The organism is Roseovarius sp. THAF27 (genome assembly GCF_009363655.1).
Taxonomy (GTDB): Bacteria; Pseudomonadota; Alphaproteobacteria; order Rhodobacterales; family Rhodobacteraceae; genus Roseovarius.
In genome coordinates this window covers 2,522,179-2,547,551 of sequence record NZ_CP045393.1, presented here as the reverse complement: position 1 = coordinate 2,547,551, position 25,373 = coordinate 2,522,179, and the positions used below count along the sequence as shown (strand labels likewise).

Annotated in this window: 27 protein-coding genes; 7 read left to right on the top strand and 20 right to left on the bottom strand. The window is 65.0% G+C overall.

From position 1 onward, the window contains the following. The first annotated feature begins 87 nt into the window (after positions 1-87). Positions 88-666, top strand: a complete 579-nt coding sequence (gene phaR / locus FIU89_RS12745; RefSeq protein WP_152492949.1) for a polyhydroxyalkanoate synthesis repressor PhaR — start codon at positions 88-90, stop codon at positions 664-666. Between the two features lie 9 nt (positions 667-675). Then, entirely contained in the window at positions 676-1,641 is a 966-nt protein-coding gene (locus tag FIU89_RS12740; RefSeq protein WP_152492948.1) for a LysR family transcriptional regulator, read from the top strand. Positions 1,642-1,737: 96 nt separating this feature from the next. On the opposite strand, the gene FIU89_RS12735 is transcribed toward FIU89_RS12740, so the two are convergent. Continuing rightward, entirely contained in the window at positions 1,738-2,973 is a 1,236-nt protein-coding gene (locus tag FIU89_RS12735; RefSeq protein ID WP_152492947.1) for a DegT/DnrJ/EryC1/StrS aminotransferase family protein, read from the bottom strand. Between the two features lie 188 nt (positions 2,974-3,161). Further along, on the bottom strand, positions 3,162-4,049 hold the full coding sequence (locus FIU89_RS12730) for a LysR substrate-binding domain-containing protein (protein ID WP_152492946.1): 888 nt from the start codon (positions 4,047-4,049) through the stop codon (positions 3,162-3,164). Positions 4,050-4,233: 184 nt separating this feature from the next. Here FIU89_RS12730 and FIU89_RS12725 point away from each other — a divergent pair, with 184 nt between their 5' ends. Next, positions 4,234-4,443, top strand: a complete 210-nt coding sequence (locus tag FIU89_RS12725; protein ID WP_152492945.1) for a hypothetical protein — start codon at positions 4,234-4,236, stop codon at positions 4,441-4,443. 6 nt (positions 4,444-4,449) lie between these two features. Here the strand turns inward: FIU89_RS12725 and FIU89_RS12720 are convergent, their stop codons facing one another. From FIU89_RS12720 to pgk, 9 genes are all read right to left on the bottom strand, one after another. Continuing rightward, the gene (locus FIU89_RS12720) at positions 4,450-5,754 is read right to left on the bottom strand and encodes an FAD-binding oxidoreductase (protein WP_152492944.1); all 1,305 of its coding nucleotides are present in this window, start codon (positions 5,752-5,754) and stop codon (positions 4,450-4,452) included. Beyond that, positions 5,751-6,866, bottom strand: coding sequence for a hypothetical protein (locus FIU89_RS12715; RefSeq protein WP_152492943.1), 1,116 nt, complete (start codon positions 6,864-6,866; stop codon positions 5,751-5,753). The genes FIU89_RS12720 and FIU89_RS12715 overlap by 4 nt, the downstream gene beginning before the upstream one ends. A gap of 22 nt (positions 6,867-6,888) precedes the next feature. Beyond that, positions 6,889-8,250, bottom strand: coding sequence for a glutamine synthetase family protein (locus FIU89_RS12710; protein ID WP_152492942.1), 1,362 nt, complete (start codon positions 8,248-8,250; stop codon positions 6,889-6,891). A gap of 1 nt (position 8,251) precedes the next feature. Then, a complete protein-coding gene (locus FIU89_RS12705) occupies positions 8,252-8,929 on the bottom strand; it encodes a type 1 glutamine amidotransferase (protein ID WP_152492941.1) in 678 nt (225 codons plus the stop codon). 205 nt (positions 8,930-9,134) lie between these two features. Beyond that, positions 9,135-10,451 carry a glutamine synthetase family protein gene (locus FIU89_RS12700; RefSeq protein ID WP_152492940.1) on the bottom strand — a complete coding sequence of 439 codons (1,317 nt, stop codon included), beginning with the start codon at positions 10,449-10,451 and terminating at the stop codon, positions 9,135-9,137. Between the two features lie 90 nt (positions 10,452-10,541). After that, positions 10,542-11,435 (bottom strand): fructose bisphosphate aldolase, encoded by an 894-nt coding sequence (locus tag FIU89_RS12695; protein WP_152494508.1) that lies wholly within the window; start codon positions 11,433-11,435, stop codon positions 10,542-10,544. Between the two features lie 76 nt (positions 11,436-11,511). Then, a complete protein-coding gene (locus FIU89_RS12690; RefSeq protein WP_152492939.1) occupies positions 11,512-12,012 on the bottom strand; it encodes a hypothetical protein in 501 nt (166 codons plus the stop codon). Then, a complete protein-coding gene (locus FIU89_RS12685; protein WP_152492938.1) occupies positions 12,009-13,607 on the bottom strand; it encodes a hypothetical protein in 1,599 nt (532 codons plus the stop codon). The genes FIU89_RS12690 and FIU89_RS12685 overlap by 4 nt, the downstream gene beginning before the upstream one ends. Before the next feature lie 123 nt (positions 13,608-13,730). Then, positions 13,731-14,915, bottom strand: coding sequence for a phosphoglycerate kinase (gene pgk, locus FIU89_RS12680; RefSeq protein ID WP_152492937.1), 1,185 nt, complete (start codon positions 14,913-14,915; stop codon positions 13,731-13,733). Between the two features lie 130 nt (positions 14,916-15,045). Here pgk and FIU89_RS12675 point away from each other — a divergent pair, with 130 nt between their 5' ends. From FIU89_RS12675 to FIU89_RS12665, 3 genes are read left to right on the top strand one after another with little or no spacing between them, the layout of a single operon-like run. Then, positions 15,046-15,552, top strand: coding sequence for a peptidylprolyl isomerase (locus FIU89_RS12675; RefSeq protein ID WP_152492936.1), 507 nt, complete (start codon positions 15,046-15,048; stop codon positions 15,550-15,552). Further along, entirely contained in the window at positions 15,545-16,090 is a 546-nt protein-coding gene (locus FIU89_RS12670; protein WP_152492935.1) for a peptidylprolyl isomerase, read from the top strand. The genes FIU89_RS12675 and FIU89_RS12670 overlap by 8 nt, the downstream gene beginning before the upstream one ends. A 5-nt stretch (positions 16,091-16,095) precedes the next feature. Next, positions 16,096-16,893: a DUF4336 domain-containing protein gene (locus FIU89_RS12665; protein ID WP_152492934.1), complete on the top strand. Its 798-nt coding sequence runs from the start codon at positions 16,096-16,098 to the stop codon at positions 16,891-16,893. 23 nt (positions 16,894-16,916) lie between these two features. On the opposite strand, the gene FIU89_RS12660 is transcribed toward FIU89_RS12665, so the two are convergent. The 7 genes from FIU89_RS12660 to FIU89_RS12630 form a co-directional block, all read right to left on the bottom strand. Further along, a complete protein-coding gene (locus tag FIU89_RS12660; RefSeq protein ID WP_152492933.1) occupies positions 16,917-17,723 on the bottom strand; it encodes an ABC transporter permease in 807 nt (268 codons plus the stop codon). Continuing rightward, positions 17,723-18,607 (bottom strand): ABC transporter permease, encoded by an 885-nt coding sequence (locus tag FIU89_RS12655; protein ID WP_152492932.1) that lies wholly within the window; start codon positions 18,605-18,607, stop codon positions 17,723-17,725. Before FIU89_RS12655 ends, FIU89_RS12660 begins: the two co-directional genes overlap by 1 nt. 138 nt (positions 18,608-18,745) lie before the next feature. Further along, complete coding sequence (locus FIU89_RS12650) at positions 18,746-19,468, bottom strand: transporter substrate-binding domain-containing protein (protein WP_152492931.1); 723 nt, start codon at positions 19,466-19,468, stop codon at positions 18,746-18,748. 28 nt (positions 19,469-19,496) lie between these two features. After that, a complete protein-coding gene (locus tag FIU89_RS12645; protein WP_152492930.1) occupies positions 19,497-20,273 on the bottom strand; it encodes an ABC transporter ATP-binding protein in 777 nt (258 codons plus the stop codon). A 146-nt stretch (positions 20,274-20,419) separates the two neighbouring features. Continuing rightward, positions 20,420-21,142: a phosphate/phosphite/phosphonate ABC transporter substrate-binding protein gene (locus tag FIU89_RS12640; protein WP_254701667.1), complete on the bottom strand. Its 723-nt coding sequence runs from the start codon at positions 21,140-21,142 to the stop codon at positions 20,420-20,422. Between the two features lie 14 nt (positions 21,143-21,156). Continuing rightward, the gene (locus tag FIU89_RS12635; RefSeq protein WP_152492928.1) at positions 21,157-21,594 is read right to left on the bottom strand and encodes a TerB family tellurite resistance protein; all 438 of its coding nucleotides are present in this window, start codon (positions 21,592-21,594) and stop codon (positions 21,157-21,159) included. 56 nt (positions 21,595-21,650) lie between these two features. Next, the gene (locus FIU89_RS12630) at positions 21,651-22,118 is read right to left on the bottom strand and encodes a TerB family tellurite resistance protein (RefSeq protein ID WP_152492927.1); all 468 of its coding nucleotides are present in this window, start codon (positions 22,116-22,118) and stop codon (positions 21,651-21,653) included. 194 nt (positions 22,119-22,312) lie between these two features. Between FIU89_RS12630 and FIU89_RS12625 the strand changes: the two genes are divergently transcribed. Continuing rightward, on the top strand, positions 22,313-22,936 hold the full coding sequence (locus FIU89_RS12625) for a hypothetical protein (RefSeq protein WP_152492926.1): 624 nt from the start codon (positions 22,313-22,315) through the stop codon (positions 22,934-22,936). Between the two features lie 66 nt (positions 22,937-23,002). Here FIU89_RS12625 and FIU89_RS12620 read toward each other — a convergent pair whose 3' ends face one another. Together FIU89_RS12620 and FIU89_RS12615 are read right to left on the bottom strand one after the other, a co-directional pair. Then, positions 23,003-23,575, bottom strand: a complete 573-nt coding sequence (locus tag FIU89_RS12620) for an outer membrane protein (protein WP_172978101.1) — start codon at positions 23,573-23,575, stop codon at positions 23,003-23,005. A 138-nt stretch (positions 23,576-23,713) separates the two neighbouring features. Then, the gene (locus FIU89_RS12615; protein ID WP_152492924.1) at positions 23,714-25,357 is read right to left on the bottom strand and encodes a CTP synthase; all 1,644 of its coding nucleotides are present in this window, start codon (positions 25,355-25,357) and stop codon (positions 23,714-23,716) included. Positions 25,358-25,373 lie beyond the last annotated feature (16 nt).

Sequence of the window (25,373 nt, the reverse complement as noted above, 5' to 3'; positions counted from 1 at the left end):
CGAGGGCGGCCCCCTCACACGCCCTTTCTTTTTGTTCTGCACTGGCATAGGCTTTGCTGCAGTGCACGCATTCCGGGGAGGACACACGTGGCCGAAGACGAAAAACCGCTTCTGATCAAACGGTACGCCAGCCGTCGTCTCTACAACACCGAGACGTCCGACTACGTGACCCTCGAAGACATCTCCGAGTTCATCCGCGACGGCCGCGAGGTGCAGATCATCGACCTGAAGTCGGGCGACGACCTCACCCGGCAATACCTGCTCCAGATCATCGCCGAACACGAAAGCCGGGGCGAGAACGTGCTGCCGATCAACGTTCTGACCGATCTCGTGCGCAGCTACACCACCCAGGCCACCTCCATGGTGCCCGACTTCCTCGCGGCCAGCTTCGAGATGCTGCAACAGGGCCAGTCCCAGATGATGGAGAACATGGCCAAGGCGAACCCGCTGGCCAAGTCCTTCAACCAGATGCCCGGCCTGGACGCCATGCGCGCCCAGCAGGAGGCGTTCCTCAAGGCCATGACCGGCGGCGGCGTCCCCGGCATGACCGGCAAGACGCCCGAGGAGGGCGAGCCTGCCACGGGGGCGGCCGGCGACGAGGGCCTCGACGACATCAAGAAGCAACTGGCCGATCTGCAGGACAAGCTGTCCAAGCTCAGCAAGTAAGGCCCGGCCATGGTCGACAGCCCCGGCCGTATCACCCTGTGGGGGATCGAGGTGTTCATGGCCGCGGCCGACGAGCGCTCGATCTCCGCGGCTGCCAAGCGCCTCGGCGCCAGCCCCTCGGCGGTCAGCCAGCAACTGACCAACCTCGAGGGCGCGGTCGGCGCCACGCTTTTGCAACGCAACGCGCGCCCCATCCGCCTGACCCCGGCGGGCGAGATCCTCAAACGCCGCGCCCAGGCCATCCTCAACGAGGCGGCCCAGGCCCGCGCCGAACTCGCCATGTCAGATATGTCGATGCTGACCCGCTTTCGCCTCGGCATGATCGAGGATTTCGAGGCCGACGTCACGCCGCAGCTGCTGACCCATGTGGCGGCCGAGCTCAAGACCAGCCAGTTCCTGCTGGAAACCGGCGCCAGCCACTACCTCTACGATCTCCTGGAAAGCCGCACGCTCGACATGATCGTCGCTGCCGAACTCAACGCCGGCGACGACTGGGCCGAGGTTCATCCACTCTTGCGGGAAGGGTTCGTCGTCGCGGCCCCCAAGGCTCGGATCAAACCGGACGGCGACGTGCTGCGCCAGCTAAAACGCCTGCCGCTCATCCAGTATACCCAGCGCCACTACATGGGCCGTCTGCTCTCGGCCCATCTCGCGCGGCAGAAACTCAGCCTGCCGCACCGCTTCGAGCTCGACAGCTACCACGCCATCCTGGCGCTGGTGGGGCAGGGGACCGGCTGGACGATCCTGCCCCCCTTGGCGCTGATGCGCGCCCGCCGCTTTGCCGCTCAGATCGACGTCATGCCGCTCCCGTTCGAGCCGCTGACCCGCACCATCAGCCTGACCGCGCGCAAGGACATCCTTCAGGACCTGCCGGCGCAACTGGCCGCAACCCTGCGCCCGATCCTGCGCGACACGATCCTCGCCCCGGCGCAGGAGGCGTACCCGTTCCTCGCCGATCAGCTCGAACTGCTCTGAAGCGTTTCGCCTGTTACCGGGGCCATCAGAGAAAGGCGAAATGCGTGCAAGGATTGGCTAATGTGCGAAACGCTTCAGGTCGGGCGCGCGCCTTCCTCAGGTGCCGTAGGCCCGTTCCGGCTCCATCGGCCCCGCCGCCGTCTCCGCCGCCGCGATCAGCGCGTCGGCCACGAAGTCGAGGTCGTCCCGGCTCAGACGCGCGGGCAGCCGCACGTCACAGGCCCGCATCAGCATCGCCCGCGTCTGCGGCAGGTCCGGCGTCGGCCCCGGCAGGAACTGCCAGTTCCAGAAGGCCCGGGCGTTGTCCTGCGACATCCCGAACACCTGCACCTTCACGCCGCGCCCGGCAGCGGCGCTGGCAAAGGCCCGCACCTCGGCATCGCTCATGCCGACAAGGTTGAACTGGATCGAATCCGGCGCCCGCTCTTCGCGGTCCAGCTTGTCCGGCACACGCAGCCAGGGCGAGATGTTCAGCCGCCCGGCGACATGATCGTGGTTGGCACGCCCGTCGCGCACCCGCCGCGCCACCTCTGGCAGCTGCGGTCGAATGATCGCGGCGCTCAGGTTGCCCATGCGCAGGTTGTAAAGCGGCAGCCGGTTCTGCCAGTCGGCAAAGGCAGCCGCCAGCATCGGGTCGTCCCCCGCCATATGCTTGGCCCAGTTATGCTCATACGCGCCCGACATGATCACGGCCCGCGCCACCAGGTCGGCGTCGTCGGTGACCAGGATTCCGCCTTCGCCCGCATTGACCAGCTTGTAGGACTGGAAACTGAAACAGCCCACGCGCCCGATCGTGCCGATCTTGCGCCCGCCCCAGACCGTGCCCAGGCTGTGCGCCGCGTCCTCGATCACCGGGATGCCGCGCACGTCGCACAGCCCCATGATCGCGTCCATGTCGGATGTATGCCCGCGCATGTGGCTGACGATCACCGCGTCGATCCGCTCGTCCAACTTGGCCTCGAAATCGGCCATGTCGATCCGGTAATTCTCGCCCACCTCGCACAGCACCGGCACGCAATCGGCATGGATGACCGACGACGGCACCGCCGCAAAGGTGAACCCCGGGATCAGCACCCGCGCATCCCGCGGCAGCCCCAGCGCCTTCAGCGATAGGAACAGGGCCGCCGAACAGGACGACACCGCCAGCGCATAGCGCGTGCCCATCAGCGCCGCGAATTCGCGCTCCAGCAGGCTGACCGGCGCATCCTCGGGCGCGGTATAGCGGAACAGGTCGCCCGATTGCAGCATCCGGTCGATCTCGGCCCGGGCCGCCCCGGGGATGGGTTCGGCGTCATAGACATTGGGGGCGGGGGACGTGCTAGCCTGGGTCATGTTCGGATTTCCTGAAGCTCGTTTTTCGATTTTCCGAAACCTCTACACCAAAACCGTCCAACCCCAAAGCGAAGTTTTGGCAACGGCGCCGCTTCGCCGTCTCTTCCTCTGGCGGTAAATATCCCAGGGGGGCGTCGAAACTCCGTTTCGACGTGCGGGACTGGTCCCCCTCCGACGTCGCTGACACCTCACCGCGTCTCGGCCACCGCCCACTCGCGAAACGCCGCCACCTTAGGGTCGTCCCACCTGTCGCGCGATGCGATCAGGCAGATGCCCCCCGTGGGCGAGGTGCAGACCATCTCCGGGAACAGCTTCACCAGCAGGCCCGATTCCAGTTCGTCCCGGTTCAGCGCAAGGTCCGCCATCACCACGCCCGCCCCCAGTGTTGCCGCCTTGGCCGCCATGTCGAGATTGGGAAAATCGCTGCCGCTGCCGGCGTCCACGCCGCGCACGTCGAAGGCCTCCAGCCACGCGCGCCAATCGGCGTGGCGCGGCGTTTCGTGCAGCAGCAGGAACCGGGCCAGGTCCTCGGGCCGCTCGGGACGTCCCTGTGCGGCCAGCAGGGATGGCGCGCAGGCGGGGGTGACTTCCACCGGAAACAGCGTTTCCACCTTCAACTCGCCGGGCCGGTCCGGCCAGTGCGTGACCGAAAACCCCACGTCATACTGGTGCGCGTCAAACCCATAGGGCCCCACGAAATCCGTGGTCAGCCGCACGCCGATCCCGGGGTGCAGGGCGCGGAACCTCTCAAGCCGCGGCAGCAGCCAGCGGATCGAGGTGGCGGGCGGGCAGATGATCCGCAAGTCCGACGCCTCCGTCCCGATCCGCGAGGTTTCGGCCAGGATCTCGCCGAAGGCCCGTGTCAGCACCGGCTGCAACCGCCGCCCGGCCTCGGTCAGTGCGACCCCCTTGCCGTGGCGGCGAAACAGCAGCGTTCCGATATGCTCTTCCAACAGCTTGATCTGCCGGCTGATCGCCCCGCGTGTCACGTGCAATTCCTCCGCCGCCCCGACAAAGCCACCGTGGCGGGCAGCGGCCTCGAAGGCGCGAAGGGCATTTAGCGGGGGCAGTCTCATCGCCGCTCCATGGATCAGGTTTTCTCACCCATGGTGCCAGAAAGAATGGTTTGAGCGCAAGCCGCGTCGCGCTTTATTCTCACCAGGCACCCCGATCCCGTGAGGTCGTTCCATGTTCGACATTACTCTGTCAAAACAGTCACGCCCATCGCTCGCGCAGCGTCTGCGCCATTGGATGCGGCCCGTGAGAAATCCTGATCCGGCCGACCCGGTAATGCTGGCCGATCTCGAACGCCTCGCCGATATCTCGCCGCACCTTCTGGCGGACCTCGGCTTCGAGGCCATCCGCACCGATCCGTCCGGGATCACGTCCTGGCGGCGCGGCTCCCTGAGGGTCGTCCGCCACACCGGCCCGGACGCCCGCCATCATGCCTTTCGCGTGCCTCGCGGCTGACCCGCCTCAGATCCCCAGCCGGTCGCGCGTCGCGTACCATGTCATCGCCAGCACCAAGAGCGGCGAGCGGAACGCCGCCCCGCCGGGGAAGGTCTGCGCCGGCACCCGCGCCAGCGTGTCAAAGCCTTGCGTGTCTCCGCGCACCGCATCGGCCATCAGCTTGCCCGAGAAGGTGGCCATGCCCACCCCGTGCCCGGAATAGCCCGAGGCCGACAGGACATTCGGCGCCACCCGCGTCAGGTAGGGCATCCGCTTCATCGTGATCGCCAGCGTCCCGCCCCAGGCATGGTCTATCTTCACGTCCCGCAGATGCGGAAAGATCTGCGTCATCGGCTTGCGCACCAGCGCCGCGATATCGTCCGGGAAGCGATAGCCATAGCTTTCGCCCCCGCCGAACAGCAACCGCCTGTCATGGCTCAGGCGGAAATAATTCACCACGAACTTCGAATCCGCCACCGCCACGTCCCGCGTCAGCACCTTTTCCGCATCGTCCCCCAGCGGCTCTGTCGCCACCACGAAATTGTTGATCGGCATCACCTTCGCCGCGACCTCGCGATTGAGCCCGCCCAGATACCCGTTGCATCCCAGGATCACGTGATCCGCCGTCACCCGGCCCGCATCGGTGGCCACCACCGCCGGCGCGCCCTCGTCGATGCGGTGCACCTCGGCTCGCTCGTATATCCGCACGCCCGCATCCCGCGCCGCCCGCGCCAGGCCAAGGGCAAAGGCCAACGGATGCAAATGCGCCGCTGACATGTCCAACGAGCCGCCCACGTATTTCGGTGACGGGCACAGCGCCTGCGCGGCGTCCCGGTCCAGCGTCTCGATCTGGTCATAGCCATAGCGGCGAAACAGGAAATCGGCATAGTCATGCTCTTCGCGCACCTCCGCCTTGGAAAAGCACATATGCGCCACGCCCGGCTTCAGGTGACAGTCGATCCCGTGCTTGACCACCAGTCCCTTCACCAGATCCTTTGCGCCCTCCGCCAGCTCCCACAGCTTGGCCGCATCGTCGCGCCCCACCATCTTTTCCAGCGTCCGCTGATCCTGCCGCTGCCCGCTGCCCAGCTGCCCGCCATTGCGCCCCGACGCGCCGAACCCCACGCGATGCGCCTCCAGCAGCACCACGTCCAGCCCCGCCTCGGCCAGATGCAGCGCCGCCGACAGCCCGGTGAACCCAGCCCCCACCACGCAGACATCCGCGCGGGTCTCGCCGCGCAACGGCGCGAAAGGCGCAAGCGGTTCGGTCGTCGCCGCGTACCAGCTGTCGGGGTATGTTCCGGGTGTGTCGTTGGAATAAAGCAGGTTCATTGCGGGGCGATCCTGTAATGGGCCAGGGTAAAGGACGGCGGGTCGAGACGATCCACCCGGATGCCCTCCACCGTCGCCACGGGCAGTTCGATCTTGAAACAGACGGGGCAGGGGCGGCCCAGATGCGCCTCGGCCATCTCCGCCAGTCGGTCCGCCACAAAGGGCGGCTCGGGCGGCGCAAACTCAGGGATAGCGGCAAACGCGTCCTCGGCTTGCAGCGCTTCGACCATCCGCTCGGTCAGATCGACCGTCAGCGATGGCTCGATCACCAAGATCCCGTCCAGCCCGCGCAGGTTCCCATCCGGGTCGCGCAAGTACCCGTCGATCTCCTCACCCACCACGGGCCAGCCCGGCTGCGGCGGGTAGATCTCGCTCACCTGCATCGGGTTCAGCCGATAGGCGTCCGTTTCTGGAAAGACATGGGCGAACGCGGCGGCAAACTGCGCCTCCAGCGCGGTCTGATCGAACGGAACGCGAGCCGCGTGACCGGTCTCGTCCGTCTCCAGCAGGATCGCGGGCAGGCTCAGCCGCACCCGCTGGGGAAACACGATGGTGCCCGGCGCGGGCAGGTCCGCAGGTTCGATCAGCGCCACCTCCGGGTCCTGCATCAGCTTGAACATCCGCGCCCGCGCGGCGTCGTGGTGGTCAAAGCGCTCGGTCACCAACTCGACCGGCTCCGACGCCTCGACCAGCCCCGCCATGTCGCGTTCATGCGGCGGATCGAAGGCCTCGGTCCCGGCGCAGAAGGCGCGGTAACAGCGGTACGTCTCGACCCTCTGCTTGTCCTTCAGAACGGTCACGAAAGCCCCGTCCGGCGGCATCCCCGGCGGGCTGAGAAACAGGATCGACAACAGCGTCCGCTTCAATTGCGCACCGGGATTGTCGGTGTAATAGGCCCGTCCCTGCGCCGCCTTCAGCGCGGCGGCATCCCGCACCACGCGCAGCCCGTCTCCCGTCACCTGATCGTGCAGCAAAAGCGCATAGGCGACCTCGTCCAGCGGCAGCCCCTGCAGAAAGTCATGCCGCTCGACACCCGATGTGTCGGCGTCGGTTGGGGCCGGGGCAGGGCCCTCGCGCAACAGCCACAGCCCGGCCACCAAAAGGACCATCATGCCAAGGGCAAGTCCCGCCGCCCTAGACATTCATCAAGAGATGCTCGCGCTCCCAGGGGGAAATCACCTGCAGGAACTCGGCATATTCCGTGCGCTTGACGATGGAATAGACCCGCGCGAACTCGGGGTGCAGGACCTCCTGCAACTCGGTCGCCTCGTCAAACAGGTCCAGCGCCGCGCCCAGCCCGTCGGGGAAATCCGGCTCGCCCTCATAGGCGTCACCCCGAAACTGCGGCTTGGCCCGCAGCTCGTTCTTGATCCCCAACAGACCGCAGGCCAAGCTGACTGCGATGCCCAGATAGGGGTTGCAGTCCATCCCCGCGATCCGGTTTTCCACGCGCCGCGCCTCCGGCTTGGACAGCGGCACGCGAATGCCCGTGGTCCGGTTGTCGCGCCCCCATTCCAGGTTGATGGGGGCGGCGTTGTCCTTGACGTAACGGCGATAGGAATTGACGTAGGGCGCCATCACCCCGATCGCCGCCGGCATGTATTCCTGCAAGCCGCCGATGAAGTGATAGAACATGTCCGTCTCACCACCCTGCGGCCCGGAAAACGCGTTCTTGCCGGTCTCCATGTCGATGATCGAGTGGTGGATATGCATCGCACTGCCCGGCTCGGCGGCGATGGGCTTGGCCATGAAGGTCGCGAAACAATCGTGCCGCAGCGCCGCCTCGCGGATCAGCCGCTTGAAATAGAACACCTCGTCGGCCAGCTTTACCGGGTTGCCGTGCCGCAGGTTGATCTCCAGCTGGCCCGCGCCGCCTTCCTGCGTGATCCCGTCGATCTCGAACCCTTGGGCCTCGGCGAAATCGTAGATGTCGTCGATGACGGGCCCGAACTCGTCCACCGCCGTCATGCTATAGGCCTGACGCGCGGCGGCCGGCCGGCCCGACCGGCCCACCATCGGCTCGATCTCCTGCCGCGGGTCGAGATTGCGCGCGATCAGGAAGAACTCCATCTCCGGTGCCACCACGGGCTTTAGCCCCAGCTTCTCGTATTGCTGCACCACGCGTTTCAGAACGTTGCGCGGCGCGAAATGGATGGGCTTGCGGTCGCGGTCATAGGCGTCGTGGATCACCTGCAACGTCCAGTCCCCGGTCCAGGGCGCCGCCGTCGCCGTGCTCATGTCCGGGGTCAGGATCATGTCGCGCTCGATGAAGCCTTCGGCCCCCGCGGCCTCGCCCCAGTCGCCGGTGATCGTCTGGTAGAAGATCGAGTCGGGCAGGTGGAAATACTCCTGCCGTGCAAACTTGGTGGCCGGCACCGCCTTGCCCCGCGCGATGCCGGGCAGGTCGGCGACGATGCATTCCACCTCGTCCAGCCGCCGGTTCTCCAGATAGGCCTGCGCCGCCTCGGGCAGTCCGCTCGTCCAGTCTTCGGCCATGTCAGGCCCCTTTCCTGAAATGCGCCGCCATACGTTCGGCAAAGGCGCCGGCGTCCGTGGGCGTCTGGGCGCTGGCCTGCGCCTCGGCCAATTGATCGTCCGGCACCACGCCCGCGCCGCGCTGATCGATGATGGTCTGCAACACATGCGCGGTGAATTCCGGGTGCGGCTGGATCGTCAGGATCGTGTCCCCGATCATCAGCGCCGCGTTCTCGCAGAACTCCGAATGCCCGATCACCTCGGCCCCCTCGGGCAACTCGACCACCTGGTCCTGGTGCCAGGCGTGCATGGTCATGGGCTTGCCGTCGATCTGGTACTCGGTGCGCCCCACCGACCATCCGCCGGGAAATTTCACCACCTTGCCGCCCAGGGCCTGCGCGATGATCTGGTGGCCGAAGCACACCCCGATCAGCGGCTTGCCCGCGTCGCGGATGTCGCGGATGAACGCCTCCAGCGGGGGGATCCACGGATGGTCCTCATAGGCCCCGTGCTTCGAGCCGGTTATCAGCCAGCCATCCGCGTCATCGGGGCTCTCGGGGTAGACCTCGTCCACCACGTCGTACCGCTCGAAGGTAAAGCCGTGCCGCCCCAGCAGGTCCGCGAACATCGCGTCGTAATCGCCCGTGCTCTCGACCAGGTCGGGCAGGGCGTGTCCGGTCATCAGGATGCCGATCTTCATGTCACACCAGAAATTTGATCAAATTTACGCTAGCCGAGCCAATCGGCCCGTTCAAGGCCGTTCTAGGCCATTTCCGGCGCCCGCGCCACGGGGTCCGCGCGTCCGGTATGGTAACGACTTCGGATTTTGAAAGAATACCGCCGCGATACCACCCGGAGACCGACGCGATACCGACGTGGGGTTGCGGCGTTAACCTGCGAGTCGCTCAGACCGTTTCCAGGTACACTTTCCAGTGCTCCGCCGGGTCCATCTCGGCGAAAAGCGCCAGTTCCTGCCGCTTGGTCATCACCAGGTTCTGGATCAGCATCGGCTCGAACACGCGGGCCAGGATGGGCGCGGTCTCGAACATGTCGATGGCGCTCTCCCAGTCCTCGCAAAGCTGCAAGAGGTTGAGATCATAGGCATTTCCCGTGATCGGCTCCGGCGGCTCCAGCGCGTCCTCGATGCCCGTCAGCGCGGCGCCCATCACGCCCGCAAAGGTCAGATACGGGTTGGTATCGCCCCCCGCGACCCGGTGTTCGATCCGCCGCGCCTTGGGGCTGCCGCCCGGCACCCGAATGGCCGCCGTCCGGTTCTCATAGGCCCAGGCCACCCCCGTCGGCGCATGGGCGCCGGGCACCAGCCTGTCATAGCTGTTTGCATGAGGTGCGAAGAGCAACGTGCTTTCCCGCATCGCCGCGATGCACCCCGCAACCGCCTGTTTCAAAAGGGATGTTCCCTCGTCCCCGCCATTGTCGAAAACGTTCTTTCCGTCCTCGCCCCAGACCGAGAAATGCAGGTGCATCCCGTTGCCCGCGTCGTCGGCAAAGGGCTTTGCCATGAAGGTCGCGGCGAATCCGTGCGTGCGCGCAAGGTTGCGAATAAGCCGCTTGAACAGCCACGTGTCGTCGGCGGCCCGCATCGCGTCCTGGTGGTTCAGCGTGATCTCGAACTGCCCAACACCGCTTTCGCTGGTCATGGTTTGCGCCGGGATGTCCATGGCGGCGCAGGCCTCGTAAAGCTCTGACAGGAAAGGGTCGAACAGGTCCAGCTGCGCCATCGAAAGGATCTCTTCCGACCCGATTTCACGCCCCGTTAGGGGGTTCTTAACCGGACTGAGTGTATCGTCGCTGTCATCGACCAGGGTGAATTCCAGCTCGGTCGCGGCCACCACGCGCCATCCCCGCTTGGCATAGCGCGCCAGTACGGCGTCCAGGGCATGGCGCGGGTCGCCCTCGAACGGGCGGCCATCCTCGTGATACATGGCCATCGGCACCAGCGGCTGTTCCGTCTCCAGCCAAGGCAGAGGCAGGGCGCCGCGCCCGGTGGGCAACAGGATGCCATCGGCATCGCCCGTTTCGAACACCAGCGGGCTGTCTTCGATGTCGGCCCCGAAGATATCGAGGTTGAGCGCCGAGATGGGCATCCTGATCGCGCCCTTGTCCAGCTTGCCGGCATAATCACCCGGCACGCGCTTGCCGCGCATACGACCATTGAGGTCGCACGCCGCCACGCGAAAGGTCTGGAATGTCGAAAGGTCCATGATGGATGTCTTTACCCAGAAAGGTTGCCGGGGACCAGATAGATTCGTCGGCACCGTATTTTCCGGGTAAAGGTCTTCTATTTCATTAGGTTAGCCAGAAACAGACGCCCGGTGAATACTGTCGATCGACGCCGCGATCGTGTCGTTGAACGCCGCGTCCGACTGCTGGGCCGACAGCCCCTCGGTCAGCGCGCGCGAGAAACTGGCGATCATGCCGGTGTTGTTGGACAGCCGGTCATTGGCTTCCTCCCGCGAATATCCGCCCGACAGCGCCACCACCCGCAGCACGCGCGGATGATCGACCAGCGGCTTGTAATGGTTGGCGGTCTCGGGCAGCGTCAGCTTCAGCATAACCTCGCGCCCCTCGGGCAGGGTGTCGAGATGCTTGGCGATCTCGTCGCGCAGGATCGTCTCGGCCTCGGCCTTGTCACTGATCGAGATGGTCACCTCCGGCTCGATGATCGGCACCAGCCCGTGATCGAGGATGATGTTGCCGATCTCGAACTGCTGGTCCACCACGGCGGCAATCCCCGCAGGCGAAGCCGCGTTGATCACCGACCGCATTTTGGTGCCGAAGATGCCCGCATCGTTGGCCCGGCCCAGCAGCTTTTCCAGGTCGGGGATCGGTTTCATCAGCTGAACGCCATCAGCTTCGTCCGCCAACCCCTTGTCCACCTTCAGAAAAGGCACCACGCCACGCTCTTCCCACAGATACTGCGCCGACGGCTTGCCGCCCATCTCGCGGTCCATGGTCATCTCGAAAAGGATCGCGCCAAGCACCTTGTCGCCGGTAAAGGCAGGCGCCTGCGCGATACGGGTCCGCATGTCGTGGACAAGGTCGAACATCTCTTCGTCCGAGGCATAGGCGTCTTCCTCGATCCCGTAGAGCCGCAGCGCCTTGGGGGTCGATCCGCCCGACTGGTCCAGCGCCGCGATGAAGCCTTGCCCTGCGCGCACCTGTTGTGTTTGTTCAGCCTTCGACATGCCATCCCTCTTGTCGGTCATTCAGGTTTTCCCGTTTCATACGTGAGGGCCGCGTGCCGCGCAATGCTCGGTGACGCTAACGCGGCGGGTCGGCGCGCAGGTAGTGCGTCGGCAGTCCCCAGCTGGTGCACCCCCGGCATGTCAGGCGGCCACCGTCACCGGGCCTCAGCACGATCGGGTCGGCACTCTCGTGGTGGCAATACCGGACCGCCCAGCCACTCGTGGAATTCAGCTCGATTGCGCCATCGTCCCGCAGGCAGACCTCGAGCGACAGCAGTCCGATGGCGACCGGGCTATAGGCCAGCCGCTCGTTGAAAAAGGCCCGATGCTGCCGGATCTGCAGCGTCGGCGTTGCCGACCCCCGCGCAATCGTCTGCGCGATCCGGTCCGCCAGCGGATCCTCCGCTGTGCGGCTGCGGTCGATCACGTAAAATCCGTCATGCGGGTTGGCCGGGTAGATCAGCGCCTCGACCCAAGGATAGAGAATCCCCCGCTCGTACCTGTCGACCACACGCCACGCCAGCGCCGAGAGGATGAGTAAGACGCCGCCTGCAAGAAGCCCACGGCGCAGGATCACTCCTCCTTGGCGTAGCGGCCGGCCAAGTTGCCCTCGATCCAGTCGGTCAGGGCGCGCGTCTGGATTTCGGTTCGCAAGGCCGACCAGGTCTCCCGCACCTCCGGCCCGCGATTCTCGAAGCGATTCTCGATGTCTTCGCGCAAGGGTCCAGCGCCGATATCGCCAGCCGCCTCGGCGATAAGCGCGAGATAATACGCCTGGCGGTACGAGCGGGGCGCGCCAAGGCCGGTGAAATAGGCCAGCGCCTGGGTCCGCACGGCGCGGATATCCTCGCCGGCCGGCAGCGCAGGAACGGCGGGCCGAGCCTCGATGTGGGCATCCTGGGCCGCCAGGACCTGCATCGTGGTCAAGCGCTCTTCCAGCCGGTCGAGCATCGCAATCGCTCCGGGTTGACGCCCTTCGGCGGCGGTCAGCGTGTTCTGATAGGCCGCGGCCGGGTCGCGGGGCGCCTGTGCCTGGGCGATCAGCAGGGCCGCCTCGGACGCCGCATCCCCACCTTCGTCCATCAGCGGGGCAAGGATGTCTGGCACCAGCGCCTCGGCGCGCGGCACGCCACTGCCTTGCAGCAGAGCCCTGGCGATATCGAGCCGCTCTGCCGTGCTGACGTCACCGCCGTCGAGCCGTCCCAGGACATCGGCGCCCAGCAGGTCGGACTGGGCCAGCGGTGCGGTGCGCGCATCGGGCGCGAGCGCCTGCAAGAGTTCTTCGGGGGCCTGATAGACGTCCGGCTCCAGCACGATGCCGCTGGCGGGCAACTGCGCCTCGACGGTGATCTCGCCCGGCGCGCGCACGAAGCCCGCGACATGCGCCATCAGGTCGTCTATGAACCGCCGCTCCGTCGCGGTCAGGGCTCGCGTGCCGTTGTTGCTCAGCATGTTGGTCAACTCTTCCGTGCCAAGGCTCTGGATCACCTCGGGCTGGCGCAGGTTCTCGGGGATGAGCGACGACAGACGCTCCCATCCGCCCTGATCCTGAAGGCCCAGGACAGCGCGGCGCACGCGGATGGCCGGATCGCCAGGCAGGCCGAACTGGTCCAGACGCGGAAGGACCGCCCCCGCGGCCTCGAGGTCGAGGATCGCCAGGTCGTTCACCGCGGCCGAGCCCGTAACCCGGATCTCGCCGGTGCTGTGCACGTATTCGGTCTGGTAGGTCAGCCGGTCGACCTCGATCTCGCTATAACCGGCGGACCGCAGGGCCAGCCCCGCTTCACGCGGCACGCAGGCGATGGCGGCTTCGGCGCCGACCATGGTGGTCGAGATGGTCGCCACGCCGAATGCCGCGGAGGGTTGTCCGATGTCGACGCTGACGCGCTGAACGGTGATCTCGCACTGACGCGCGCGATCATGCGCCAGCTGCGGACGCAGGGTGACGCCGGTCAGCGCGACGGTGCCGCGCAGGATGTCCGTTTGAAGGTGTTCGTACTCGACCTCCATCTGGGTGCGCAGGGCCGAAATGGCGATGCTGGCCAGGGAATCCGCGACCCTGTCGACGGAGAAGAGATCAAGCAGACCCGGCTTGGGGTCGCCTTCGGCCTGCGCGGGCGCGGCAAGGCCGAGACAAAGCGCAACGGCGATTGCGGACTTGAACGGATTCATGATGAGAACTCCCCCCGGGAACATTGGCGTCGCCGAAAAGCTACGGCTGCGACGATCCGTACCACAGTCCGGTTTTCCATACCTGTGAAAATCGCGGCTCGCGGCCTATGGAACGACCCGCTCTCAGCCGCCAAGGGCGGCGACACCGGGCAGGGTCTTGCCTTCCATCCACTCCAGGAACGCGCCTCCCGCTGTCGAGATATAGGTGAAATCCCCTGCCGCGCCGGCCTGGTTCAGGGCCGCAACCGTATCGCCGCCTCCCGCGACGGACACCAAGTGTCCGGCGCGGCTGCGCGCGGCGGCATGAGCCGCAGCGGCGTTGGTGGCGGCGTCGAACGGCTCGATCTCGAAGGCGCCCAGCGGCCCGTTCCAGATCAGCGTCCTGGCGGTGTCGAATGCAGCGGTGATCCGCGTCACGGCCTGCGGTCCGGCATCCAGGATCATCGCATCGTCGGGGCAGGCATGGGCGGGCACGGTCCGATGCGCGGCGCCTGCGCGGAACTCCTCGGCCACCACGACGTCGGCGGGCAGCAGGATTTCACAGCCCGCTCCACCGGCCTTGACCATGATCTGGCGCGCGGTCTCGGCCATGTCGTGTTCGCACAGCGAATTGCCGACGCTCAGTCCCTGCGCGGCCAGAAACGTGTTGGCCATGCCGCCGCCGATCACCAGCTTGTCCACCTTCTCGACGAGGTTGCCCAGCAAGTCCAGCTTGGTCGACACCTTGGCGCCGCCCACAACGGCAACGACCGGGCGGTCCGGCTGTCCAAGTGCCGCGTCCAGTGCCGACAGCTCGGCCTGCATCAGGCGTCCGGCACAGGCAGGCAGAAGGCGGGCCAGCGCCTCGGTCGAGGCATGGGCGCGGTGCGCGGCGGAAAAGGCATCGTTGCAGTAGACGTCGCCAAGCCCGGCAAGGCGCGCCGCGAACTCTGGATCGTTGGCCTCTTCACCGGGATGAAACCGGATGTTTTCCAGAAGCAGCACCTCGGCCGCCTTGGCTTCTGCTGTGGGGGCCTCGGCGCCCTCCAGGGTCTCGATGAATTGCACGCTGTGGCCGGTGGCCTGCTGCAGGGCAGGGACCACATGGCGCAGCGACATCTCGTCCACGACCTTGCCTTTGGGACGCCCGAAATGCGCAAGCAAAAGGGGCTTCCCGCCGGCTTCGAGAATGGCATCGATGGTGGGCTTGATCCGCTCCAGCCGCGTGGCGTCGGTGACGCGCCCGTTTTCGACGGGGACGTTGATGTCCACCCGTGTCAGCACCGTCTTGCCGTCGAGGTCCATGTCATCGAGCGTCTTCCAGGCCATCGCGTGCTCTCCGTAAGGTGGCGGTCGCGCGCCTTTTGGCGCGACCTTGCAGGGGCGTCAACCTCTGGCTTGGCAATCCCGCTCCAAGCGCCTAGGTATTGCCCAGCCCAAGTCAACAAGGAGGCCCGGGATGGCCGAGATCAAAGACCCTGAAAACACGATCCTGATGGAGCTGAAGGATGGCACCGTGACCATCGAGCTTCTGCCCGACGTTGCCCCGGGCCATTGTGATCGCATGAAGGAGCTGGCGCGCTCGGGTCAGTACGACAACGTGGCCTTTCACCGTGTGATCGACGGCTTCATGGCGCAGACCGGCGACGTGGCCAACGGCAATATGGAGAACGATTTCAACCTGCGCATGGCCGGCACCGGCGGCAGCGAGTTGCCGAACCTCAAGGCCGAGTTCTCGGGGGTGCCCCATGACCGCGGAACACTGGGTGCAGCGCGCAGCCAGAACCCCGACAGCGCCAACAGCCAGTTCTTCATCAACTTCTCGGACAATCATTTCCTCAACCGGCAATACACGGTCTATGGCCGCGTCATCGACGGCATGGAGCATGTCGACGCCATCACCCGTGGCGAGCCGCCCGCAAGCCCCGACCGGATGATCAGTGTAAAGGTGGCCGCCGATGCTTAAACTCTCTGCTTTCTTCACCCTTTTGGCCGCACCGGCCCTGGCCACCGGCCTTGAAATCGAGGTCGCCGGCGAAGCCAATGGCACGATCAAGGTCGACCTGCTGGAGGACGTGGCCCCGGGCCATGTCGAACAGATCACGGAACTTGCCCGGGAAGGCGCCTATGACAACGTGGTCTTTCACCGCGTGATTGATGGCTTCATGGCCCAGACCGGCGACGTCGAGTTCGGCAAGATGGGCGGCGACATGTCGATGGCCGGGCGTGGCGGCAGCGACCGCCCCGATCTGGCCGCCGAGTTCTCGGACATCACCTTTGACCGGGGTGTCGTCGGCATGGCCCGCAGCCAGAACCCCGACAGCGCCAACAGCCAGTTCTTCATCATGTTCGCGCCGGGCCCGTTCCTGGACGGGGAATACACCGTCGTGGGCCGCGTGACGGAAGGTCTGGACGTGCTCGATGACATCAAGCGGGGCGAGGGCCCCAATGGCGCCGTCATCGGCGAGCCGGACCGCATGGTCTCGGTCACGGTCACGGAGTAAGACGCGTGACGGCCACGGGGTACGAGCCGCTGAATGTGCTCAAACCCGTGGCCGACCGCATCTGGATCATCGACGGTGCGCCGGTGACGGTGATGGGGTTTCCATTTCCCACCCGCGCCACCGTGATCCGGCTGGAGAACGGCAACCTCTGGGTGCATTCTCCGACCCTGCTCACCAACGGTCTCAAGGATGCCCTGGCGGAGCTGGGCCCGGTGCGCCACCTCGTTGCGCCGAACCAGTTTCACTTTCTGCATATTCCCGAATGGGCCGAGGCCTTTCCGGAGGCGCAATTCTGGATGGCGCCCGGTACGCCGGAGCGTGCGGCAAAGCACGGGATCGGCTTGCCGGAGGGGCAGGAATTGCAGCCCCGAGAGGCAGAGCTGCCGTGGGACGGGCAGATCGCCCAGCTTCTGGTGCGCGGCAGTCGCACGCACAAGGAAGTCGCGTTCTTTCACAAGGCGTCCACCACAACGATCCTGACCGACCTGATCGAAGCCTTCGAGACCGCCAAGCTGCCCGCCCGGTGCCGGCCTTTCGTGTGGTTGAACGGGATCGACGACAGCGATGGCAAGACGCCGCCCCTGATCCGCTGGACCTTCCGCGACAAACAGGCCTTTGCCGAGGATATCGAAACCATCGTCGGCTGGGGCGCATGGCGCGTGATCATCGCGCACGGGCGCTGGTATGACCGCGACGGCACGGCGGAACTGGAGCGGGCCTTTCGCAAATCTCTGGCGCCGCGCCAGTGGGATCGCGCAATGCGGGACATGAAGGCTCGAGAAAGCGACAACGACCAGGCCTGACGCCAGCGGGCGCGTCGGAACGCCTAGCGGATCAGGTTCGGACGAAAGCGCATCCGGGCGCGGCGTTCCTGGGGCAGGTGACGGTTCAGCCGCCGGTTCACCAGCCCGAAGATCGAGATCACCACCAGTGTCAGCAGGATGAAATACCCCGCAAGGATCGGGTAGGGTACGAACGGGTTGAAGGTCTTGTCGGCAAAGTAGTTTGCATAGTAAAGCGCGTCGCCGCGTTGCTGCCACGCCGGGAAGGCCGAGAAAAAGACCAGCGTGGTGGCATGGAAGAGAAAGATCGCCTCGTTGGTATAGGCGGGCCAGGCCAGCCGCAGCATGGTGGGCCAGATAATCCGCCGGAACCGGGTAAAGCCGGAAAACCCGTAGGCATCGGCCGCCTCGACCTCGCCTTTGGGGATCGAGCGCAGGGCACCGTAGAAAATCTCGCCCGAGTAGGCGGCCGTATTGAGGAAAAGCACGATCAGCGCACCCAGCCAGGCCGCGGTGAATGCGTCAAAGACCGGATAGAGCGACTTGAGGTTCAGAAAGACCGCGTAGGCGAAGAAGAACTGGATGAAGAGCGGTGAGCCACGGAAGATGTAGATGAACCAGGCCGAGGGCTTTTGCAGCAGGCGATTGGGCGAGGCCTTGCCAACGGCCACCACCGTGGCGAGGCCGAAGCCGAAGATGATCGCCAGCACGCCGAAATAGATATTCCAGATCATGCCCGAACCGATCAGCGTGACCTGCTGGCACAGCGTGAAGTCCTCACGTGGCAGCAGACGTTCTCCCAGCCCGATGGACCGCAGCGCGTAATCCTGGATGGTCTGCCAGCAGCTCATCACGCCGCCGCCTTTCGCAAGGCTTCGCCGCCTGTCGTGGCCTGCCCGTGCGACAGCTTTATCATCAGCCGGTCCAGCACGATCTCGGACACCCGCGTCAGGCCAAGGTAGAAGACCAGCAGCGCCAGGAAATACCACATACGCCAGTCGCCATGCGGGTAATCGGTGAACTTCGGCAGCGCGGTTCCGGCCAGTTCCCGCGCCCAGTACACAATATCCTCGACGCCCAGCAGGAACAGAAGCGGAGTTGCCTTGGTCAGCACCATCCAGACATTGCTGAGCCCGGGCAGGGCATAGACCCACATCTGCGGCACGAGGATGCGCCAGAAACTCTGCCGGCGGGTCATGCCATAGGCCTCGGCGGTTTCCATCTGCGCGCGCGGTACGTTGCGCATGGCGCCGTAAAGCACGTTGCCCGCAAAGGCGCCAAAGACCAGCGCAAAGGTCAGCACTGCAAGGGAGAAGCCATAGATCTCGTGCACCCACTGATCGGCTTCGCCCAGGGGCATCTTGGCCGACTGGCAGACGATGAAGTCGTTGCCTTGGCGGATGGGTTCGCTCCAGTCCGGGCATTTGACCTTGTGCCGGACCCATTCCACGCCCTGGTCGAGCGCGATGATGAAAAAGAGGAAAAACGCCGTATCGGGCACGCCGCGTACCAGGTTGATGTAACCGTGCGCCAGCCAGGCCAGCGGCGGGAATTTCGAGCGTGCGGCGGTGGCGGCCCCGAAGCCGAAGGCCAGCGCGGTCGGTGCGGTGATGGCCAAGAGGACCAGCACCAGGCCGACGGCGAAATAGAGATTGGCGTGTTTGGCGGTCGTCAGGTAGCAGGCCAGCCACTGAACATCGCCCAGGATCGAAGGGTCGGTGCAGAACTCAAACATCGCGGTCCCCCGCAGCCCGGCCCAAGGGCCATGGCCTGCGCGAGGCGCCTGGCGTGAAGATGCGCGTGGTGTTGGCCATGTGTCCCCGTCAGGCCCGATGCGCGCGCCCCGGAAAGCCCGGGGCGCGGCAAAGTCAGCTTATTCGAAAGTCGACGCGACTTCCCATTTCTTGATCAGTTCGTTCAGGCTGCCATCGTCCTTCATCGACTGGATGGCGGCGTTGAACGTTTCTTTCAGCTCGGTGTCGGATTCGCGGACACCCATGCCGACGCCACCGCCCAGCGGAACGTCCTCGCCCACGAACATCATGTCCGCGTCCTCCGCCACGATCGGCGCAAGGAAGGATTTGTCGGCCAGAACCGCATCGGCCTCGCCGTTCTTGACGGCAGCGATGGTTTCCTCGGGCGTGGCGAATTCCACCAGCGTGGCGCCGGATTCCGCGATGTAGCCGGCCTGGATCGTGCCGGTCTGCGCGGCGATCACGCCGCCTGAAACATCAACGTCTTCCGACATGCCGGCATAGGCCGAGGGATCGGGCGGCGTGTAGTTCTGGGTGAAGTCTATGACTTCGTCGCGCTCGTCGGTGATCGACATGCCCGCGATGATGACGTCGTAGTTGCCGCCCACCAGGTTGGGAATGATCGAATCCCAGTCGTTCTTGACCCATTCGCAGGTCAGCTCGGCACGCGTGCACAGCTCGTCGCCCAACTCGCGCTCGAATCCGTCGATCTCTCCCGCGTCGTTGACGAAGTTCCATGGCGCATAAGCGCCCTCGGTGCCCAGGCGGATCGTCTTGTCCTGGGCCATCGCCATGCCGCCGGCGAGCGCCACGGCGAGTGTGGAAAGAACTAGCTTTTTCATAAGTGTCTCCCTTGCTTGGTTCTTTGGTTCAGGCGGCCATCGTCGAGCTCAGAAACTGACGCAGCCGCTCGGATTTCGGAGACCCGAAGAGCGTCTTCGGATCACCTTCTTCTTCAATCAGGCCCTGGTGCAGGAATATGACGTGATCCGACACGTCCTGGGCCATTTTCATGTCGTGGGTCACGATCATCATGGTCCGCCCTTCGGCGGCCAGGTCCTTGATCACGCGCACGACTTCCTGTTCCAGTTCGGGGTCGAGCGCTGAGGTGGGCTCGTCGAACAAGAGCGCCTCGGGCTCCATGCAAAGCGCGCGCGCGATGGCGGCGCGTTGTTGCTGGCCGCCCGACAGTTGCGCGGGATAAACATCGCACTTGTCTCCGATGCCGACCTTTTCCAGGTATCCGCGCGCGGCTTTCTCGACCTCGTCCTTGGGGCGGCCCAGCACCGTCACCGGCGCTTCCATTACGTTTTGCAAGATGCTCAGGTGCGCCCACAGGTTGAACTGCTGGAACACCATCGACAGGTTCGTGCGTATGCGCAGAACCTGCTTTGCATCGGCAGGATGCCGGTTCAGGCCGGACCCTTTCCAGGTCACGGGCTCTCCCTTGAACAGGATATCGCCCTGCTGGCTGTCCTCGAGCAGGTTGGCACAACGCAGGATGGTCGACTTGCCCGATCCCGAAGATCCGATCAGGGACACCACGCTGCCCTTGGGCGCAGTGATGTCCACCCCCTTGATGACCTCAAGGCTGCCATAGGCCTTGTGCAGATTGCGGATCTCGATGACGGGCGTTTCGTCAGGCAAAGGCAGGTTCCGGTTTGCAAGTCAGGCAGTATCACCGGACACTAGGGCAGTAATTTTGGGCCAATGCAACTTGCAAAACGATGTTTTTTCGTCCGTTTCGCCCGTATTGCCCGCGTTTTGGGCGAATGCGAGGGGGTGCCGTTGCGTCAAGCAGGCGGCGGTGCGGGTGTCGGCACCGCGAGGTAGGCCTGGGGCGGAAGGCGCACGAGTCCGCGCAGATCAAGCGCATCGCGTGTGTCGGGCGGCAGGGCTCCGATTGCGGCCTCGATGGCCCGGAAAATCCGGTCCGCGTCATTCGACGAGGCGGTGATGAAGGGCAGGGCGGGGGTGGGGTCGGTTGCGGCGATCACGTGCAGTTGGGCCGCGAACTCGTCGTAACGCTGCATCAGTCGCCAGCTTTGCGCATCCAGGGCCGCCAGATCCGCCCGGCCCTCGGCCACCGCGCGCGCCGAGGCCTGGTGGCTGCCGGTCCGCAGGGTGTCGGTAAAGGCAAAGCCGCGCGCCATGGCCCAAGTGGCCGGCGCCGCCCAGCCGCTTTGCGACATGGGTTCGTTATAGGCAAAACGCGCCGTCGCGAAATCCGCGGGGTCGGTTTGGGCATCGGTCTTGCGTGCCACGAAAACCGAGCGGTACTCGCCGGGGCCGCACCCCTGCAGCCCGTAATCCGGCGTACCGACAATTTGAACCTTGCCATGCAGGCGGGCGCGGTAGGGATAGCCGCAGGTCTGAGACAGCAAAAGGTCGGGGGACTGCCATTGATCCCAGGAATCGCCTTCGCGCGTCAATGTATCGGGACCGTGTCCAAGAGCCTGTCGTATGGCCTGCCAGAGCCTGTCGGTGTCGGACCGAAGCTCGTCACGGTCGTACATTGGCAGGCTGGCGATCATCCCTTTTCCTGGCGCTGCCGCGCCAGGGCGCTGTCCATGTCCGTCACGCCAAGGAAATTCGACGCCATGCGGATGATGGCATCCTCGCTGGCGTCGCGTTCGCCATCGGCGAGCGCCACCTGCCACAAGGCCTCGATGACGCGCACCCGGTCCTCGTAGGCCACGGCGTCCTTGATCGCGCGGGTGAACCGCACGGTGTCGGGCGCTTCGCCCTCAAGCTGCTCGGCCTTGTTCAGCAGGGCGGACGCATCCGGTTCGGACAACTGGTAGCGCGTCCGCGCGATGGCCAGGATGCGTTGACGCTCGTCCGTGTCGAAATGGCCGTCCGATTTGGCGATACGGACCAGGAGCGCGGTCAGCGCCAGCCGCGCGTCCTCGTGCGGCAAGGTCTCCGGCGTCGATTCGGTAAGTTTTCTCAAGAATTCAGCAAACATGAACCGGATATAGGCAACCTGCCCGCTGCCGCCAACGTGAAATGTGCAGCCCGGGACTATTGGCTGCCTCCCAGCTCGGTTTCCGCGCGGGCGCGGGCCGCGTCGCTGTCGTCGGGCGACAGGCCCAGCGTCCGGCGCACGTCTTCCAGCACGTCCAGTTCTTCCTCGCGGCGGACACCGTCGGACAGCACGACCTCCCAAAGGGCTTCGAGCGCATCGACGCGCGCGGCGAAGCTGACCGTCTTGCGCAGGATGTCGCCAAACGCCTCGGTATCCGGCGCCTCGCGTTCCAGCCGTTCCGAGGTCGCACGCATCTTGGCGGCCTCGATCGGTCCCAACCCGTAAAGCCGGCGCAACAGCAGGTCGATCCGGTGCACCTCGGCGAACTTGTAGCTGTGATCCGACATCGCCACGCGCACCATCAGCGCCCCAAGCGCGAGCTTTTCGTCGGGCGCGGGCAGCGGTGGCGGCTCGGGCGCGTCGAACGCGTGCAGCAATCGGTGCAGAAGCGAGGTTTTTTGCATCGGGCGACTCCGCAAAACAGGTCTGTTTCAATCAGGTTTAACGCGCCTCCGGGACGTAGAAAACAGATTTACCGGCCTGTGCGCGCCAGTGCGCGGCATGGGTCCGAACCGTGACACATTTGCTCCTAACAAACGGCGGATTTCCGGATCAATCTGGCGGTCGACCAGGGAAAACCGATTTCGAGATGTCAGGCATGTCGCGCAGCACTGCACAGTCCAATGTCGATCTTCGTTCCGCCGCACCGGAGGACCAATTGGCCTGGCTGCGCCAGTGCAAGCCCGACGAGGCCCGGCGGTTCGCGCGAGAGCATGACTGGTCGGGCGATCCGAGGCCGGTTCTCGGGTGGGTCATGGCGCAGAAATTCATGGATCTCGGCACCGCGTTGACGGTGTTCCTGAACGGGATGCCGCATCGGTTCAACTACATGCCCAAGCGCGATGTCCCGCACGAGCTTTGCGGCGCGGCACAGATGCTGGATACGATCTGTCTCAGGCTGAACTCGGGCTTCTATCTTGCCTGGCCGGATCAGGATGTCTCGGATCGTGCCCGGATCCTGCGCTGGATGGATGCCCAGGCAGAGGATCGGCAGGAAGGCCGGCAGGGGCGCTATATTCTTGACGAACGGATCGTCGCGACGCTTCTGGATGATGAACTGCGCCTGGATCCCAGGGCGGAGACGGCCGTCTACCACGAAAACCGGTCGCTGTTGCGCGATCTTTTCAGTCCGGTCCTGGAACTCGGCGTGTCCCGCAGGATGCTTCGGTTTCATCCGCCGCAGGAAGATCCGAACGGCGATCTGACCAACCTGCGCTACTGACATGGGGCCGGAAACGGCAACAGGGCGCCCGGTGCAAGGCGCCCTGATCATTCTCTGGACCCGCGATCAGAACTTGTAAGCCACGCCGACGGTAAAGGCGTCGACGTCACCGTCGCGTCCGCCAAGGCCCGGCCCCGAGAAATCGTAACTTGTCCGGGTATACTCGAACCGGGTGGTGATGTTGTCGGTCAGCATCGTCTCCAGGCCCACACCGTAGGAGATGCCCTGGCCGGATCCCGAAACCCCGGCCGCTGCGACATCCCAGTCGGTCCAGCCATAGCCCAGCGAGCCGTAGAGCAGCGAGTTGCCGAAGGCATAGCCGCCGCGACCGCGGACGCTGACGTTGTTTTCCAGGTCCAGGCCCGTGCCCATCACCGTGTAGTCGAGCTTGCTGTCATATCCCAGTTCGGCGCCGATCACGAAATTGGGGGCAACGGCGTGGTTGTAGCCGCCAAAGACCCCGGCATTGATCTCGGGGTTGATGCCGAAGGGCACGTCCGAGATCTCGAGATTTTGCATGTTCACGCGGCCACCGAGGTAGAAGCCTTGCCACTTTTCGGCATCCTGTGCGGCGGCGTTGGTGGCGATGGCCGAGACCAGTGCAGCGGCGGCAGTCAGGGATTTAAAGATCGTTTTCATATGGAACCTCATGTCAGTTATCGGCCCGGGACAATCCCGGGGCTCGGACATGGGTCGGCGTGATCTGGGAAAGGGTTCAAACCGCGTGTTGAAAAAATGGGACGCTGCGGTTTCGCATTGAAATAATTGAAAAATATCTCAGACGAGGCGCGATGTCTCCACCGCCGCACGCACGAAATCGGCGAACAGAGGATGCGGCTTGAACGGCTTCGACTTCAGTTCGGGGTGGAACTGAACGCCGATGAACCACGGGTGATCGCTCCATTCCACGATTTCGGGCAGGCGGCCATCGGGCGACATCCCGGAAAAGACCAGCCCGCATTCCTCGAGCTTCTTGCGGTACTCGATGTCCACCTCGTAGCGGTGGCGGTGGCGTTCGTCGATGGCAGTACCGCCATAGACCTCGGCCACCTTCGAGCCGTCCTTGAGCACGGCATCATAGGCGCCCAGCCGCATCGTGCCGCCCTTGTCGTCGGTCACCTTGCGCTTGACCTTCTCGTTGCCCTGCACCCATTCCTTGAGATGGTAAACGACCGGCGTGAACCGTTTCTTGCCGGCCTCGTGGTCGAATTCCTCCGAGCCGGCATCCTTGAGCCCCGCCTTGTTCCGGGCGGCCTCGATCACCGCCATCTGCATCCCCAGGCAGATGCCCAGGTAGGGGATCTTGCGTTCGCGGGCGAATTGCGCGGCCTTGATCTTGCCTTCGGTGCCGCGCTCGCCGAAGCCGCCGGGCACGAGGATCGCGTGGTAACCTTCCAGATGCGGAGCGGCATCCTCGCGGTCGAACACCTCGGCATCGACCCATTCGACATTGACCTTTACCCGGTTGGCCATGCCGCCATGGGTGAGCGCCTCCTTGATCGACTTGTAGGCGTCTTCCAGCTGCGTGTACTTGCCGACGATGGCGATGTTGACCGCGCCGTCGGCGTTGTGGATACGGTCCACGACGTCTTTCCAGATGGTCAGGTCGGGACGCGGCGCCGGCGAGATGTCGAAGGCGTCGAGCACGGCCTGGTCCAGCCCTTCGTGGTGATAGGCCAGCGGCGCTTCGTAGATGGAATTGAGGTCGTAGGCGGCGACGACCGCCTCCTTCCGGACATTGCAGAACAGTGCGATCTTCTCGCGTTCCTTTTCCGGGATCGGCTGTTCCGAACGGCAAACGAGGATGTCCGGCGCGATCCCGATGGATTGCAGCTCCTTCACGCTATGCTGGGTCGGCTTGGTCTTCAGCTCGCCGCTGGCGGCAAGATAGGGCAGAAGTGTCAGGTGCATGAAGATGCACTGCCCGCGCGGGCGGTCGTGGCTGAACTGCCGGATCGCCTCGAAGAAGGGCAGGCCCTCGATGTCGCCCACCGTGCCGCCGATCTCGCACAGCATGAAATCGACCTCGTCATCGCCGATCGAGATGAAATCCTTGATTTCGTTGGTGACGTGGGGAACCACCTGGATGGTCTTGCCGAGGTAATCGCCGCGGCGTTCCCGCTCCAGCACGTTGGAATAGATGCGCCCCGAGCTGACCGAATCCGTCATCCGGGCGGGGACGCCGGTGAAGCGTTCGTAATGGCCCAAGTCGAGGTCGGTTTCGGCGCCGTCATCGGTGACGAAGACCTCGCCATGCTCGAAGGGCGACATCGTGCCGGGATCGACATTCAGGTAGGGGTCCAGCTTGCGAAGACGCACCGAAAAGCCGCGCGCCTGCAACAGCGCGCCAAGTGCCGCCGAGGCAAGACCCTTGCCGAGAGAGGAAACAACGCCGCCGGTGATGAAAATATAACGTGCCATGCGCTGGCAATCCCCC

Bases quoted from the DNA above. Each gene is read 5' to 3' on its own strand.
- FIU89_RS12740 (WP_152492948.1), top strand. From the start codon at position 676: ATGGTCGACAGCCCCGGCCGTATCACCCTGTGGGGGATCGAGGTGTTC.
- FIU89_RS12735 (WP_152492947.1), bottom strand. From the start codon at position 2,973: ATGACCCAGGCTAGCACGTCCCCCGCCCCCAATGTCTATGACGCCGAA.
- FIU89_RS12730 (WP_152492946.1), bottom strand. From the start codon at position 4,049: ATGAGACTGCCCCCGCTAAATGCCCTTCGCGCCTTCGAGGCCGCTGCC.
- FIU89_RS12720 (WP_152492944.1), bottom strand. From the start codon at position 5,754: ATGAACCTGCTTTATTCCAACGACACACCCGGAACATACCCCGACAGC.
- FIU89_RS12715 (WP_152492943.1), bottom strand. From the start codon at position 6,866: ATGATGGTCCTTTTGGTGGCCGGGCTGTGGCTGTTGCGCGAGGGCCCT.
- FIU89_RS12710 (WP_152492942.1), bottom strand. From the start codon at position 8,250: ATGGCCGAAGACTGGACGAGCGGACTGCCCGAGGCGGCGCAGGCCTAT.
- FIU89_RS12705 (WP_152492941.1), bottom strand. From the start codon at position 8,929: ATGAAGATCGGCATCCTGATGACCGGACACGCCCTGCCCGACCTGGTC.
- FIU89_RS12700 (WP_152492940.1), bottom strand. From the start codon at position 10,451: ATGGACCTTTCGACATTCCAGACCTTTCGCGTGGCGGCGTGCGACCTC.
- FIU89_RS12695 (WP_152494508.1), bottom strand. From the start codon at position 11,435: ATGTCGAAGGCTGAACAAACACAACAGGTGCGCGCAGGGCAAGGCTTC.
- FIU89_RS12685 (WP_152492938.1), bottom strand. From the start codon at position 13,607: ATGAATCCGTTCAAGTCCGCAATCGCCGTTGCGCTTTGTCTCGGCCTT.
- pgk (WP_152492937.1), bottom strand. From the start codon at position 14,915: ATGGCCTGGAAGACGCTCGATGACATGGACCTCGACGGCAAGACGGTG.
- FIU89_RS12675 (WP_152492936.1), top strand. From the start codon at position 15,046: ATGGCCGAGATCAAAGACCCTGAAAACACGATCCTGATGGAGCTGAAG.
- FIU89_RS12670 (WP_152492935.1), top strand. From the start codon at position 15,545: ATGCTTAAACTCTCTGCTTTCTTCACCCTTTTGGCCGCACCGGCCCTG.
- FIU89_RS12660 (WP_152492933.1), bottom strand. From the start codon at position 17,723: ATGAGCTGCTGGCAGACCATCCAGGATTACGCGCTGCGGTCCATCGGG.
- FIU89_RS12655 (WP_152492932.1), bottom strand. From the start codon at position 18,607: ATGTTTGAGTTCTGCACCGACCCTTCGATCCTGGGCGATGTTCAGTGG.
- FIU89_RS12650 (WP_152492931.1), bottom strand. From the start codon at position 19,468: ATGAAAAAGCTAGTTCTTTCCACACTCGCCGTGGCGCTCGCCGGCGGC.
- FIU89_RS12640 (WP_254701667.1), bottom strand. From the start codon at position 21,142: ATGTACGACCGTGACGAGCTTCGGTCCGACACCGACAGGCTCTGGCAG.
- FIU89_RS12635 (WP_152492928.1), bottom strand. From the start codon at position 21,594: ATGTTTGCTGAATTCTTGAGAAAACTTACCGAATCGACGCCGGAGACC.
- FIU89_RS12630 (WP_152492927.1), bottom strand. From the start codon at position 22,118: ATGCAAAAAACCTCGCTTCTGCACCGATTGCTGCACGCGTTCGACGCG.
- FIU89_RS12625 (WP_152492926.1), top strand. From the start codon at position 22,313: ATGTCGCGCAGCACTGCACAGTCCAATGTCGATCTTCGTTCCGCCGCA.
- FIU89_RS12620 (WP_172978101.1), bottom strand. From the start codon at position 23,575: ATGAAAACGATCTTTAAATCCCTGACTGCCGCCGCTGCACTGGTCTCG.
- FIU89_RS12615 (WP_152492924.1), bottom strand. From the start codon at position 25,357: ATGGCACGTTATATTTTCATCACCGGCGGCGTTGTTTCCTCTCTCGGC.